Genomic DNA, 13837 nt, shown 5'->3' with positions numbered 1-13837 from the left:
GCGAGCCCGATGCCGGCGAGCGGGGCGCTTGGTGTCACGCCGCGCGTGCGTGGCGGAGCTTGTCCGGGTTCGCGACCTGCCGCAGCGCACGGATCCGCCCCGAATCGCCGAGCTCGATCGTCACGACCGCGTCGTGCCCCGAGTAGTGCAGCAGGAGCGCCGTCTCGCCGTTGACCTCCACCAGACCGCCCCGGAGCGGATGGACGGCGTCGTGCGCGCGGGCGCGTTCCACGATCCCCCGCAGGAAGCGCGTGACCTTCTCCGCGCCGAACACCGGGTTGAGCGCGCTGCGGACCCGGCCCCCGCCGTCGGCCCACAGGATCGCGTCGTCTTCCAGGAGGGTCACCACGGCGTCGATCTCGCCCTCCTCGATCGCGGCGACCAGACGGGCGAGGGCCTCCCGGTCCGCGGAGCGCGGAGGCGTCGACGTCGCGTCGATCCGCAGCCGTCGCTCGGCCCGCGAGAGGAGCTGGCGCACCGCTGCCGGGCTCTTCTCCAGGATCTCCGCGATCTCCCGCGTCGGCATGCCGAACGCCCGATGCAGCACCACCGCGGCGCGGGCCTCGGGAGCGAGCTGCTCGGCGAGGTGCAGCAGCGCGAGGGAGAGCAGCTCGCGGTCCGCGATCGCCTCCTCGGGCAGACGCTCGGTCGCCACCGGCTCCGGAAGCCAGTGCCCGACGTAGTCCTCCCGAACCGCGATCTCGGCCCGCAGCCGGTCGATGGAGCGTCGCACGCAGATGGTCGTGAGCAGGGCCGGCCAGGACCGCACCTCGCGCGTCCCGGCCCGCTCCTCGCGCAGCGCGTCGATCGCCACCTCCGACACCACGTCCTCGGCATGCCCGAGATCGCCCAGCATGCGATAGGCGATCCCGAGCAGCCGGCCGCGTTCACGCTCCCACGCCTGCGTGGCGGGGGAGGAGGCGGTCATGGCCTCCACGCTAGCCCGTGCAGCGAACGGGCCGGGGATCTCCTCACTCGACCGGATGCTTGTCGTCCACGGGCGGTTCCATCTCGGTCGCGATGGCGATCCGGTTCCACACGTTGATCGTCGCGATCGCGAGCACGAGGGCCCCGAGCTCGCCCTCGTCGAAGTGCTGCGCGGCGGCGTTCCAGATCTCGTCCGTGACGGTCGTGGGCCCGAGCTCCGTCACGGCGTCGGTGAGCGCGAGGACCGCGAGCTCCCGCTCGTCGAACAGGCTCCGGGAGTGCTGCCAGGCCGCCACCGCGTGGAGCTTGCGCTGAGGGATGCCGTGCTTCGCGCCGTCGGTGGAGTGCATGTCGACGCAGAACCCGCAGCCGTTGAGGATCGACGCGCGAAGCTTCAGAAGGTGATACAGGGAGGTGTCGACGGACTTCCGGGAGTACGCCTCCAATCCGATCACGGCGGCGTAGCCGAGCTTGTTGGTCCGGGACATGTCGATTCGCATCGCGGATGCATCCATTCCGCCGGTCCTCTCCGGCGGATCTCGCCGAAGGCGCCACCGGCCTCATGGATGGTGTCGGAGCGCACGCCCGAAGTGTGACAGCCGGCCGTCGATCGTCCCGTCAGCCGCGGCCGAGGAGGGCCCCGCCGTTGACCTGGATGATCTGACCGGTGGTCCAGGCGGCGGACGGCCCGGCGAGATATGACACCGCACCCGCCACCTCGTCGGGCGTGCCCGGGCGGTTCATCGGGACCCCGGCGAGGCGCGAGGCGGCGATCTCGGGGGTGCGCCGGCCGTCCCAGAACCCGGTGTCGGGCACGTATCCGGGGGCCACGGCGTTCACCGTGACGCCCTCGTCGGCGAGCTGGAGGGCCAGGCCCATGCTCCATCCGTGGATCGCGGCCTTGGCCGCACCGTAGGCGTCCGCACCACGGAGTCCGGCGATGGAGCTGATCGACACGATGCGTCCCGGTCGTCGCACGTGCGGAAGCAGCGCCTCGGTCAGGAGCACGGCGGTGAGGACGTTGCGGCGGAAGTTCGCCTCGTAGTACTCCGCCAGTCCGCTCAGGCCCTCGCCGCGGTCGAGGAGGTTCCCGCCCGCGTTGTTCACGAGCACGTCGACCGTCCCGATCGCCACGATGTCGGCGGCGGCCCGCTCCACCCGCACGGGGTCCTCGAGGTCCGCCGTCACGGTGTGCACCCGGCGCTCGGGGGCGGCCCGGCGGATCTCCTCGGCGGCCTCGTCCAGGACGGCGGGGCGACGGCCGATGATCGTCACGTCGAAACCGTCGCGCGCGAGCCGGAGGGCCGTGGCCCGACCGATCCCCGTGCCGCCGCCGCTGATGACCGCGTGCCCGGCCTCGTCCCTCGTCGTCATGACGCCAGCCTAATCAGCCCTCGTCCACGACGGCGAGTCCGTGCCCGCGGAGCCGGCGCCGCTCGTGCGCGAGCGTCTCGACCGTCCGCTGCGCTCCGCTGCGGACGTGCGCGCGGACGAGCTCCGCGGCTCGTTCCGCGTCCCGGGCCATGAGGGCGTCCGCGATCTCCCGGTGCTCGTCCCTGGCGCGGTCTCTGGCCTCGTCCGTGCGGACCTCGAGCCACCGCGGCCGCAGGAGCCGTGTCATCGCGCCCGCCAGCCCTTCGGCCAGGAAGACGTTCCCGGAGAGCCGGCCGATGATCTCGTGGAAGCCCGCGCCGGGGCGGAGCAGGTCGTCGTCGTCCGTCGCGATCGCGTCGGCGAGCGCGGCGAGGTCGTCGTCCGAGGCGCGTTCGCCGGCCATCCGGACGGCGGCGACCTCGATCGCCTCGCGGTACTCGGCCAGGGCTCGGATCTCGGCCAGGTCGATCGGGGCGACGGCCCAGCCCCGGCCGTCGCGGCGGACGAGGCCGTCGGCCTCGAGGCGCAGGAGGGCGGCGCGGATCGGGGTGCGCGACGAGCCGAGGCGATCCTCGAGCCCGCGTTCGGTGAGCCTCTCCCCGGGCAGGTGGTCCAGGGTGAGGATCCCGTGCCGCAGGCGGCCGTAGACCGAGGCGTCTGCCCGGAGCTCGGACCGGTGCGCAGTGCTCATCGTGCTCCTCATCGACGGCGACCTTCTTCCTCAGAGCGGAAGTTACGGGATACCAACTGGGTGTACCGTAACGATACCCCTCTCTTGGACGACGTGAAGGAGATCGCGATGGCTTCTGCGACGCCGCGTCGCGCGTGGACGATGCTCTCCCTCGGCGTCGCCGCCCAAGCGGCGGGGACGGTGTTCGTGAGCACCCCGGCCTTCCTGATTCCGCATCTGCACGCCGAGCAGGGCATGTCCCTCGCCGAGGGAGGGCTCCTTGCCGCCGCGCCGACGGTGGGGCTCGTCCTGACGATGGTGCTCTGGGGCGCCCTGGCGGACCGGCACGGGGAACGGATCGTGATCGCCGGCGGATCCGCGCTCACCGCGGCGGCAGCCCTCGGCGCAGCGGCCCTGGCCGAGGATCGCGCGTTGCTGGGCGTGCTGCTGCTCGTCGGCGGCGCGGCCTCGGCGAGCGTGAACGCGGCGAGCGGACGCGTGGTGATCGGATGGTTCCCGCGTGAGCGCCGCGGACTGGCGATGGGGGTCCGCCAGATCTCGCAGCCGCTGGGGGTGTCGGTCGCCGCCGTGCTCGTGCCCGCGTTCGTGGGTGGCGCCGGCGTGGGCGCCGCCCTCCTCCTGTCCGCCGTGCTCACCGGTGTGCTCGCGGTGCTGTGCGCCATCGGCATCCGCAACCCGCCCAGGACCCCGCGAGCGGAGGCCGTGCTCGCCCGTCCGGCCAATCCCTACCGCGCCGGGTCGTTCCTGTGGCGCATCCACCTCGTGTCGGCGCTGCTCGTCGTGCCCCAGTTCGCCCTGTCGATCTTCGGCGTCGTCTGGCTCGTGACCGATCTGCGGTGGGACGCCACGATGGCCGGGCTGCTCATCTCCGTCGCGCAGTTCGTCGGCGCACTGGGCCGGATCCTCATCGGGGGCTTCAGCGATCGCGTGGGCAGCCGGGTCCGGGTGCTGCGGGGGGTGGCGATCGCTGGGGTCGCGGTGATGCTGGCCGTCGGCGCCGCCGGCGCGCTGCGCATCGACGCGGCGGCCGCCGTCGTCTTCGTCCTGGCGACGGTCGTCAGCGTCGCCGACAACGGCTTGGCGTTCACCTCGGTGGCCGAGGCGGCGGGCACCTCCTGGGCGGGGCGGGCGCTCGGGGTGCAGAACACCGGTCAGTTCCTCGTCGCTTCCGCGGTGGGTCCGGCGGTCGGGGCGCTGATCGGACTGGTGGGGGCGCCGGTGGCCTTCGCGCTGCTGGCGGCGGCGCCCGCGGTCGCGCTGCCCCTGGTCCCGCGCGAGGACCGCCACGATCTCGCGGAGCCCGACGGATCCCTCCCGGTCGCGCCGGACGGAGGCGTCAGAACCCCGTGAGCTCGACCTCGTGCATGATCTCGACGGGACGGTAGCCGAACGCCTCGTTCGTGCGGTACATCGCGGTGTTGGCGGGGTCGGTCCATGTGTAGACGACACGGCACTCGGGCGCCTGTTTCCGCAGCCGCGCGAGCGTGTCGCGCTTGAGCGCCCCGCCGAGTCCGTGTCCGCGGTGGGCGGGCATCACGAGCGTGTCGTCCTGACGTGCCACGCGCGCGTCATCCCTCGGAGTCATGAGGACGGAGTACCCGGCGAACTCGCCGGTCGACCGGGCGCGGGCGGCTGCCACGAACGAGCGCCAGCTCGCGGATGTGCGCTCCTCGGAGACCCGCAGCCGCTCCTCGTCGAGGACGACCGGATCGATGTCGATCTCGCCCAGGGGGACGTCGGCGTTCATCTGGTTGCGCATCGCCAGGTACGCCGCGAGGAACTCCTCGGGGCAGCGGTCGGTCCAGCCGAGGATCTCGTAGGCCTCATCGGGGCGGGACGGGGCGGCCGGTGCCGCGGGACCGTCCGCCCCGGGGACGTCGAGACGCAGCACGTGCTCCGTGTGGACCACCCGGTAGCCGAGGGACTCGGCGAACGCGGCGCCGATTCCGCGCGCATCCATCGGTCGGGAGACCTCGGCCAGGATCGTGCGGCGCCCCGCCTCCCGGCACTCCGCGATGAGACGCTCGTGGAGCGCGCGGCCGATGCCGCGTCGCCAGACCGGCGGCTGCACGCCCAGCGCGAGCGTCGCCAGGTGCGGGTTGTCGGCGAGGGAGAAGGCGAGCTCGGCCGCCCCCACGGTCTCACCCCCTTTCTCCGCCAGGAACCACCGGCGCTCGGTGTACGGCGACGGGGACAGCGCGCGGGCGAGCAGAGCGTGCTCCGGTTCGGGCACCGCATCGGGACGGCCCTCGCGGTACGCCGCATCCAGGATGCGCCAGACGGTGCGCAGCTGTTCGGGGCGGTCGGTGGGCACGTGGTGCACCGTGACCGGCGGCGTCATCGAGCGCCGCCGTCCGCGTCGGCCGCGTTCTCCGCATCGGGCGACGGATGCTCCCAGCCCTGCGGGTCGTGGAAGACCTCGAGGCGGATGCCGTTGTCGTCCTCGACGAACGACGCGTAGTACTCCGGAGTGAAGCGCGGATACTCCTTGGGCTCGCGGACGGCGGACCAGCCGGCCGACAGCGCGACGCGGTGGATCCGGTCGACCTCGGCGCGCGACTCGACGCGGTAGGCGAGGTGCTGCCACCCGACGCGGCCGTGCCGGTGCGGCGCGGACCCCTCCTCGCGCGCGGGATAGAGCAGGATCTCGGGGACGACGCCGGTCCAGAACGCGAGGTCCTCCGCGTCGTGGGTGCGGCGGTAGCCGAGGGCGGCGAGGACCGGGTCGAACTGTGCGGACGCGGAAGGGACGTGGTCGACGGTGATCCCGAGGTGGTCGATGCGGGCCATACGGGGCAGTCTCCCACGGACCGCGGACGCGGCCGTGCGGCCGGCGCGTCAGTCCTCGGTGGTCGCGACCATCCAGTCGATCCCGAACCGGTCCGTGAACATCCCGAACAGGCCGCCCCAGGGCGCCGGGGCGAACGGCATGGTGATCGAGGCGCCGTCGGTGAGCCGGTCCCACGCGGCGCGCAGCTCGTCCGCGTCGGGGCCGCTCAACGAGACGGCGACCCCCTGCGGCGCGGCGTACGGCATGGCGCTCGGGGTGTCCGAGGCCATGAGGACCAATCCGTCCGGGGTGGTGAGCTGCGCGTGCATGACCAGCGATGCCTCGTCGGGGCCCTGGACCATGTCGGGGAAGGACTCGAAGGTCGAGATGTCGAGCTCGCCGCCGAGCGCGCCCTGGTAGAACTCCATCGCCTCGCGGGCGTTGTCGCGGAACGAGAGATACGGGTTGAGGTTCGTCATGATGCTCCTTCGACAGACGCGACGGTCGTCGCGCACGCTCAGTCTCCGCCCGGGCGCAGATGTCCGCAATGGCCTGTCCGCGCGTGGACGGAGCCGGTCCGCCCGGGGCCGATGCGCCTGGCAGAGTGGGGGACATGACCGCCGTGACCCTGATCCGTTCCGCCACCCTGTCCGACGTCGCCGAGTACGCCTACGCCGCCACCGCGCCGAAGGACGCGCGGCTGATCTTCCTCGCCGGCGCCTGCCCGCTCGAGGACGACGGCTCCACCGCCGCGGTCGGCGACTATGCGGGGCAGGCGGCGCGCTGCGTCGAGACGCTGCGACGCGCGCTCGCCGACGCCGGCGCGTCGATGACCGACGTCATCAGCACGCGTGTCCTCGTCGCCTCGTCCTCCCAGGCCGACCTCGTTGCGGCCTGGGAGGTCGTGCGCGACGCGTTCGGCGCTCACGACGTCCCCAGCACGCTGATGGGCGTCACGGTGCTCGGGTACGACGACCAGCTCGTGGAGATCGAGGCGGTGGCCGCCGTCGTCGACGACTCCTGAGGCCCGGGCGGCGTCGCGGACGCCGCCTCACCGTCCCGACCCCAGCGCCCGCCAGAGCACGGCCCAGTCCTCCGCCGCGAGGTCGCGCGGCAGGGCGCGCGACCCTACCCCCGCGCGGCCCAGCGCGCCCCGGGCGTCAGCGAGCGGGCGCCCCGCGGCGTGCGCGACGATGCGGTCGAGGCCTCTGCCGGGCGCCGTGAACGCGGCACGTACGAACCGCTCGTACCCGTGCTGCTCCCGGCGGGGCAGGAGAGGCTCGGGCCGGCGGGCGATCCCGAGGATCCCTCCGTCGACCGAGGGCACCGGACGGAACCGCCCGCGCGGCACGCGTCCGTGGAGGGCGAAGGTGAACCACGGCGCCGCCTGCGCCGTGAGCATCGTCGCCCCTCCCACGCCCGCGCGCTTGCGGGCGACCTCCCACTGGGTGAGGAGGACGGCGTGCCGCCACTGCCCGGAGGTGAGGATGCGACGCAGCAGTGGCGTTGTCAGGTGGAACGGGATGTTGCCCACGAGCACCGGCGCGTCCAGGCGCGCCCGCAGGGCGTCCCCGTGATGCACCGCCAGGGGCGCGCCGGCGAACCGCTCCCGGAGTCGACGGACGCGGTGCTCGTCGATCTCCACGGCGGTGACGGGGCGTCCCAGACGCAGCAGGTGGGCGGTGAGCGCGCCGTCTCCCGGACCGATCTCGAGGATCGGGCCACGGGTCGCGGCGACCAGGTCGGCGATCGACCGGGCCGTGGGCGGGTGCGCGAGGAAGTTCTGCCCGAGCTCGTGGCGTCCGCCGTGACGGGAGCGCGGCTCGTCGGACGACGGCACCTCGTGCGGCGCCGGATGTCGAACGAGGGCCGATCCGCTGCGGTGACGGGAAGGGGTCGGGCGAGGGGGACGAGAGGATGGGGGATGACGACGCATGGCGCTCTCCAGGGTTGAGGGGAGCACCCGAAAGGGTTACCGGGACGACGGCGTGCGGCGTCTCAGAGAGGACGCGCGGGAGCACGCGGACCGGTGAGACCGTGCGGGTGCAGGTCGACCGGCGTCGGCGCGAGAGGCTGGGCTAGCGAAGCGTCAACGCGCCGTCAGGCGCGGCGGTCGCGGTAGCCGTAGAAGCGCACACCGACGTGAGCGCTGCACAGAGTTCCCATGGCGTCGAGTGTACGCGATGCCCGCGCCGGGCCGCGACCGCTCGGCGGTCGTGGGGGCGTCAGAGCGCGCGGATGCGCAGCAGGTCGCGGATCCTGGGCCACGCGAGCAGCCCGAGCTCCCGGTCCGCGGCCTCGCTCCCTCCCCGCTGCATCCGGGTCCCGCCGGTGGGCGGTCGCTCCCCGGGGAGGACAAGTCGATGTCCGGCGTCCGGATGGGCGATCACGGCGGTGTCGAGCCCGGCGGCACGGCGGCGGCGGGCGATGCGCTGGGCGAAGGCATCGCTCGGCCACACCCGGTCGTCCCCTCCGTGGACGAGGAGCACCTCGCCGTCGATCCTCTCCACCGGGATCTCCGGGCTCTCCGCACCAGCGGCGGCGGCCCGTTCGTGGGCGGCGAGGCTCCGCTCGTACAGCGAGCGGAAGGCGGGAGGGTCGGTCTCCGGGGCCCAGTCGCCGTCGAACGGCACGGCTGCGAGGGCTCGCCCGCCGCGGGTCCAGTGCGAGGACCAGCCGCCGTCGAGGAGACCGGGCCAGACGACGGAGCTGGGCGCGATGGCGATCACGGCGTCCACGGGCTCGGCGGACGCGGTCAGGAGCACGGCCTCGGAGCCGAACGACGTCCCCATCAGGACGACGCGGTCGTGATCGTGGCGCAGGGACTCGGCCTCCGCCGCGAAGATCTCCAACGGCACCTCGTGCGGGGCGGGGCGCTGCGCCGCGCCGCCGAACCAGCGGATGGTCCTGGCGTGCACCCCCTGGCTCGCGAGGAGCTCGGCCCGCGCGGTCTCCATCCGACCGCTGGAGCCGGCGACGATCAGGACCGCCGTGCCGTTGGGCCTCGCCGGGCGCGCGTCGACGCGATCCTCGTCCTGCACGTACCGATCGGTCATGGCATGGCCGTGTGGACCGTCTCGCGCGGCGGGTTGTGCATGAACTCGATCCGGATGCCGTTGTCGTCCTCCAGGAAAGAGGCGTAGTACCGGTCCGAGAAGCGCGGATAGAGCTTCGGCTCGCGGACGACGTTCCACCCCGCCGCCACGGCGATCGCGTGCAGACGGTCCACCTCCTCGCGGGAGTCGACGGCGAAGGCGAGATGCTGCCAGCCGACGCGGCCGTGGCGGTGCGGGCCGCTTCCGGGCTCGCGGGCGGCGAAGACGATGAACTCCGTCTCGCCTTCCTTCCACCAGGCGGACGACCCTTCGATGTCGCTGCGCTCGAACCCCAGTGCGGTCATGACGGGATCGAACTGCGCGATCCCCCGGGCGAGATCCTCGACGCTGACGCCGAGGTGATCGAAGACGGGCATGGGGCCAGTCTGGCCGATCCGCGGGCGTTCGGGCGGTCCGACGAGCGATGTCGTCGAACCCGCGGCGCCGGCTGTCACCTTCCCGGGATCGTGTGACGCCGCGCCCTCCGGACGACGACGACACCCGCGAGGGCCGCCAGGACCCCGGCGGCGAGCAGGCGCCACTCCGGGGAGCCGCCGGTGCCGGGCAGTGCGGAGCCGGGGTTTCCTCCGGGGTTCCCCTCCGCATCGCCGTCGGGGCCCGGCCCGCCGGGGCCCGGGGTCGGCGTGGGTGTCGGGGCCGGCGTGGATGTCGGCACCGGCGTGGGCGTCGGTGTCGGAGCGACGGGATCTTCGGTGTCGAAGGGGCGGACGGAGGTGAAGACGTCGCCCGCACCGGCGGACGCGGTCCCGGTCGGCGCGCCGTACGTGAGCCCGGAGATCCAGGCCGCCTCCGCCCCCGCGGCGACGAAGAGGTTCGGGTCGTCCCATTCGTCCGCGCCGTCCCGGTCGATCGAGCCGAACTGCGTCACGGGACCCGGCGTCCCGTCCGCGTCGACCTCGATCGTGGCGACGTCGACGCCGCCGATCTGGTCGGCGAGGGTTCCGTAGGTCGTGGCGACGACGAGGACGCGGCCGTCCGCCCCGAGGACTCCGGTGACGCCGCGATCGTCGGTCTCCGTGCCGATCTGCGTCGTCCAGAGGGTCGCGCCGTCGGCTCCGAGCGCACGCACCAGGACGTCGTGGTCGCCGGACGCCGACGCACCGACGGTTCCTCGCGTGTGCCCGATCGCCACGACCGAGCCGTCCGCGCGCGGGACGAGCCCCCACACCTGGTCGGTCTCGGCGGATCCGTACTGCCGGGTCCACGAGACCGTGCCATCCGGATCGATCCGCGACACGAACGCGTCCAGCCCGCCGTGGGCCTCGCCCCCGGGCAAGGCATCTCCAGCCACCCCGCCGAGGTACACCGCGCCGTCCGCCCCGAGGGCGACCGCCTGTCCTTTGTCCTCGCCGGGGCCGCCGAGCTGCAGGGTCCGCTCGACCTGGCCCTTCGCGTCGACGTGCACGAGGAGCGCGTCCTTGTCGCCGGCGTTCGGGGCTTCGAGCGACCCGCCGGTGTATCCGCCGAGGTATGCGCCGCCGTTCCCGTCCGCGGTGATCGCGTAGAACCGGTCGGCGGCCTCGGGATCCCCGATCTGGACGACCCACGACGTCGTGCCGTCCGCGGCGATGGAGGCGACGAAGCCGTCGTCGCGGGTCGCTCCGGGGTGCCGTCCGTCCAGGTCGCCTCGCGCGTAGCCGCCGACGAGGACGCCGCCGTCCGCGCCGGGGACGACGCCATACGCGCGTTCGTCCGCCTCGGTCGCGAGCGCGGTCGACCAGCTCACCGCACCGGCTGCGTCCCGGCGCTGCACGACGACATCCAGTCCTCCGGCATGCGGGACCCCCTCGACGGGCCCCGCGGCGGCGAAAGCGAGCACGGATCCGCCGTCGGGCATCGCGACCACGCCGCCCGCGCGGTCGTCGCCCTCTGATCCGACGAGAGTGCCCTCCCAGTCCGGAAGCGGTGCGGAGCGCAGCCTCGAGGCGACGTCGACGACGCCCTCGGCAAAGGCGGGGTCCCAGACGTCCCAGTCGTGGCCGCCGTCGAGCACGCGCAGCTCCGCGGTGACGCCGGGGACGCGGCGGGCGGCGGTGTAGAGGGTCGTGGCCTCCATGGTGAGGTCGTGGATGGCGTCCGCCGGATCGGGATTCGGCCATTCGTCGTCGCCGACCGCGATGAACAGGTGCACCGGCAGGGACGGGTCAACGGACGACAGCGCCGCGGGATACGACAGCTCCGCGAACCGCCCTTCGTCGAAGAGGCGGTCCCCGACGCCGTATCCGCCGTAGTCGCGCGTCGAGGAGTCGGCGGGCGGCAGGGGGACGTACACGGCCGGACTCAGCACGATTCCCGCCGCGAACATGTCCTGATGGGCGAGGGTGAGCCGGAGCGCGCCCGCGCCGCCCATCGAGTAGCCGCCGACGGCTCGGGCGACGCGGTCGGGGACGGTCCGGTACGTCGCGTCGACGTGGGCGACGAGGTCGTCGACCAGGCCGCTCTCGACGGCGAGGCCCGGTCCGCCTGCGGCGTCTCCGGTGTACTGCGAGTCGGTGTACCAGCTCCCGCGTTCGTTCCAGGGCGCGTCGGGCATGATGACGACCATGGGCGGGATGCGGCCCTCGGAGATGAGGGCGTCGAGGGTGCTCGACACGTGCTGCCACGCCGCCATCGTGTCGCCGCGCCCGTGCAGGAGGTACAGCGTCGGGTACCGCTCGTCCGTCGTGTCGTAGCCCGGCGGCAGATAGGCGGCGTAGGCGATCCCTCCGAGCGCATCCGAGGGCGCGGTCCCGGTGGACACGGCCCCTTCAGAGGCGACGGCGGCCGGAGCGCGGAACGGGAGCACCGCGGCCAGCGCGATCGCGACGACCGCCGTGACGACCGCGAGCGCTCGGGTGGTCCTGCGGCGGGCCTGCGGGCGTGCGTCATGACGGGGTCCGGGCATCGTCGCTCCTCGGCGCTGAGGGAGATGGAAACGTTTCCAATTCGGGCGCATCCAGTCAAGCACTCCGGCGCGGACGTCGTCAATGGTGCGAGGCGCCCTCCGCGCCCGATCTCCCCATCGGATCCGGCGACGGCGGCTCGGGTCCAGGGACGAACGGCGAAGGGGCCGGCGACTCAGTGCGGGGCGTGGTACTCGGCCTCGCCGCGCTTCCAGTACCCCTTCACGACCGCGCGCGAGGTGTCGACGCCCCAGCGCTCCAGCAGCGCACGGCCCGGCTTGACGACGGCCTGCTCGGCGGCGATGAAGCAGAACGGGTCCGCCGCGACCGCGTCGTCCTCGGTCAGCGCGTCGAGGTACCGGATCAGGGCGGTTCCCGCGGGGGCATCGCCACGGTGCAGCCACTCGACCGCCACGGGGGCGTCGACGGCCAGTTGTGTCTCCGCGGATCGGGTCTCGATCACGATGCGGGCCGGGACGGAGGCCGGGATGAGCGCCGCGAAGCGCCGGATCGCCGGGATCGCCGTCTCGTCCCCGGCGAGGAACCACCCCGCGGGCGAGCCGGTCACGACCGCCGAACCCCGTGGTCCGCCCACGCCGATCCGCGCGCCGAGGGGCGCGGTTGCCGCCCAGGGGGCGGCCACGCCTTCGTCGCCGTGCACGGCGAACTCGACGTCCAGCCAGTCCTCGCCCCAGGCGAGCGGCGTGTACTCCCGGCTCGGCGACGCCCGCAGCTCCTCCACGGTGTCGGGGATCGTGTCCGGGAAGAAGAGTCGCATGTGGTCGTCGGCGCCGGGGGAGTCGAAGCCGGCCAGGTCCGCGCCCTGGAGGCGCACCCGCACGTACTCCGGGGTCACCCACTCGCGCTCGGCCAGCGCGACGGTGCGGAAGCGGAGGTCGAGCGGGCGCCGCTCGATCGTGAACGAGGGGGTCGGGTTCGACGAAGTCATATCCGTAGGTTAGCCTGAATCCGTCAGGTTAGGGTTGGCTTACCTACATATCGGTGCCGCCTGCCGACGACCCTCGCACAGCAGCAGAACAGGAGTCCTTCCATGTCCGTGCCCAGAACGCTCACCGCCGCCGGTGTCGGCCTCGTCTCCCTCCTCGCGATCGCCGGATGCTCGGCCGCACCCGCCGCGGAGCCGACGACCGTCCCGAGCAGCGCGTCGAGCACCGTCACCGTCGAGGACAACAACGGCGAGCACACCATCGCCACCCCGCCCTCGTCGGTCGTCGCCACGGACAACCGCACGTTCCAGACGCTCAACGACTGGGGCATCGAGCTCTCCGCCGCCGCGGTCTCGTTGATGTCGGACGGTAACCCGTACACCAAGGACGACAAGATCATCGACCTGGGAACGCACAACGAGCCCGACCTGGAGGCGGTCGTGGCCGTCGAGCCGGACCTGATCATCAACGGTCAGCGCTTCAGCCAGTACCACGACGACTTCGCCCAGCTCGTGCCGGACGCGACCGTGCTCGAGCTCGACCCGCGCGAGGGCGAGCCCTTCGACGAGGAGCTCAAGCGCCAGGTCACCGTGCTCGGCGAGGTCTTCGGCAAGCAGAAGGAGGCCGACGCGCTCGTCAAGGACTTCGACAAGGCCGTCGAGCGGGCCAAGAAGGCGTACGACTCGTCCCAGAGCGTCATGGGAGTCATCACCTCCGGCGGCGAGATCGGCTACGTCGCCCCGACCGTCGGCCGCACGCTCGGCCCCGTGTTCGACTTCCTCGACCTGACCCCGGCCCTCGAGGTCGCCGACTCGTCGACCGACCACCAGGGCGACGACATCTCGGTCGAGGCGATCGCCGAGTCGAACCCGAGCTGGATCCTGGTGATGGACCGCGACGCCGTGTTCGCCGCCGACCAGCCGGACTACAAGCAGGCCGCGCAGATCCTGGAGAGCTCGGAGGCGCTGAAGAACGTCACCGCGGTCAAGGAGGGGCACATCATCTACATGCCCGCCGACACCTACCTGAACGAGGGCATCCAGACCTACACGACCTTCCTCAACGACTTCGCGGACGCGCTCGAGAAGGCCGCGAAGAAGTAAGGACGAAAGAACGCCTGAGGCGGCGGC

The 13837-nt window shown here is 73.0% G+C and carries 15 protein-coding genes; 3 read left to right on the top strand and 12 right to left on the bottom strand.

Translation table 11 applies throughout. From position 1 onward, the window contains the following. Positions 1-34: 34 nt before the first annotated feature. From V6R91_RS32770 to V6R91_RS32755, 4 genes are all read right to left on the bottom strand, one after another. Positions 35-928, bottom strand: a complete 894-nt coding sequence (locus V6R91_RS32770; protein ID WP_336398818.1) for a sigma-70 family RNA polymerase sigma factor — start codon at positions 926-928, stop codon at positions 35-37. 43 nt (positions 929-971) lie between these two features. After that, positions 972-1442 carry a carboxymuconolactone decarboxylase family protein gene (locus tag V6R91_RS32765; RefSeq protein ID WP_336398817.1) on the bottom strand — a complete coding sequence of 157 codons (471 nt, stop codon included), beginning with the start codon at positions 1440-1442 and terminating at the stop codon, positions 972-974. 103 nt (positions 1443-1545) lie between these two features. Next, on the bottom strand, positions 1546-2301 hold the full coding sequence (locus V6R91_RS32760; protein WP_336398816.1) for an SDR family NAD(P)-dependent oxidoreductase: 756 nt from the start codon (positions 2299-2301) through the stop codon (positions 1546-1548). A gap of 13 nt (positions 2302-2314) precedes the next feature. Beyond that, entirely contained in the window at positions 2315-2992 is a 678-nt protein-coding gene (locus V6R91_RS32755) for a GntR family transcriptional regulator (RefSeq protein ID WP_336398815.1), read from the bottom strand. A gap of 108 nt (positions 2993-3100) precedes the next feature. Between V6R91_RS32755 and V6R91_RS32750 the strand changes: the two genes are divergently transcribed. After that, the gene (locus V6R91_RS32750; protein ID WP_336398814.1) at positions 3101-4342 is read left to right on the top strand and encodes an MFS transporter; all 1242 of its coding nucleotides are present in this window, start codon (positions 3101-3103) and stop codon (positions 4340-4342) included. Here the strand turns inward: V6R91_RS32750 and V6R91_RS32745 are convergent. Genes V6R91_RS32745 through V6R91_RS32735 form a run of 3 tightly spaced genes read right to left on the bottom strand, consistent with a single transcriptional unit; the run spans position 4329 to position 6241 of the window. Beyond that, a complete protein-coding gene (locus V6R91_RS32745) occupies positions 4329-5333 on the bottom strand; it encodes a GNAT family N-acetyltransferase (RefSeq protein WP_336398813.1) in 1005 nt (334 codons plus the stop codon). The two genes, V6R91_RS32750 and V6R91_RS32745, sit on opposite strands and share 14 nt — an antisense overlap. Beyond that, positions 5330-5782, bottom strand: a complete 453-nt coding sequence (locus tag V6R91_RS32740; protein ID WP_336398812.1) for a VOC family protein — start codon at positions 5780-5782, stop codon at positions 5330-5332. The genes V6R91_RS32745 and V6R91_RS32740 overlap by 4 nt, the downstream gene beginning before the upstream one ends. Positions 5783-5830: 48 nt before the next feature. After that, positions 5831-6241 carry a VOC family protein gene (locus tag V6R91_RS32735; protein ID WP_336398811.1) on the bottom strand — a complete coding sequence of 137 codons (411 nt, stop codon included), beginning with the start codon at positions 6239-6241 and terminating at the stop codon, positions 5831-5833. Between the two features lie 134 nt (positions 6242-6375). On the opposite strand from V6R91_RS32735, the gene V6R91_RS32730 reads away from it, so the two are divergent. Then, entirely contained in the window at positions 6376-6786 is a 411-nt protein-coding gene (locus V6R91_RS32730) for a RidA family protein (protein WP_336398810.1), read from the top strand. 27 nt (positions 6787-6813) lie between these two features. On the opposite strand, the gene erm is transcribed toward V6R91_RS32730, so the two are convergent. The 5 genes from erm to V6R91_RS32705 all read right to left on the bottom strand — a co-directional run bounded on the left by erm (position 6814) and on the right by V6R91_RS32705 (position 12709). After that, positions 6814-7602 carry a 23S ribosomal RNA methyltransferase Erm gene (gene erm, locus V6R91_RS32725; protein ID WP_336398809.1) on the bottom strand — a complete coding sequence of 263 codons (789 nt, stop codon included), beginning with the start codon at positions 7600-7602 and terminating at the stop codon, positions 6814-6816. Positions 7603-7987: 385 nt separating this feature from the next. Then, positions 7988-8818, bottom strand: a complete 831-nt coding sequence (locus tag V6R91_RS32720) for an acyl-CoA thioester hydrolase/BAAT C-terminal domain-containing protein (protein ID WP_336398808.1) — start codon at positions 8816-8818, stop codon at positions 7988-7990. Further along, a complete protein-coding gene (locus V6R91_RS32715; RefSeq protein WP_336398807.1) occupies positions 8815-9234 on the bottom strand; it encodes a VOC family protein in 420 nt (139 codons plus the stop codon). Before V6R91_RS32715 ends, V6R91_RS32720 begins: the two co-directional genes overlap by 4 nt. Positions 9235-9308: 74 nt before the next feature. Beyond that, on the bottom strand, positions 9309-11762 hold the full coding sequence (locus V6R91_RS32710; protein ID WP_336398806.1) for an alpha/beta hydrolase-fold protein: 2454 nt from the start codon (positions 11760-11762) through the stop codon (positions 9309-9311). 173 nt (positions 11763-11935) lie between these two features. After that, on the bottom strand, positions 11936-12709 hold the full coding sequence (locus V6R91_RS32705) for a siderophore-interacting protein (protein WP_336398805.1): 774 nt from the start codon (positions 12707-12709) through the stop codon (positions 11936-11938). Positions 12710-12811: 102 nt separating this feature from the next. Here V6R91_RS32705 and V6R91_RS32700 point away from each other — a divergent pair, with 102 nt between their 5' ends. Further along, the gene (locus V6R91_RS32700; protein ID WP_067249236.1) at positions 12812-13810 is read left to right on the top strand and encodes a siderophore ABC transporter substrate-binding protein; all 999 of its coding nucleotides are present in this window, start codon (positions 12812-12814) and stop codon (positions 13808-13810) included. Positions 13811-13837: the final 27 nt, after the last annotated feature.

The sequence above is a fragment of the Microbacterium sp. CCNWLW41 genome (assembly GCF_037083505.1).
The sequence above is the reverse complement of the archived record's forward strand: the minus strand, read 5'-3'. Positions and strand labels throughout refer to the sequence as shown.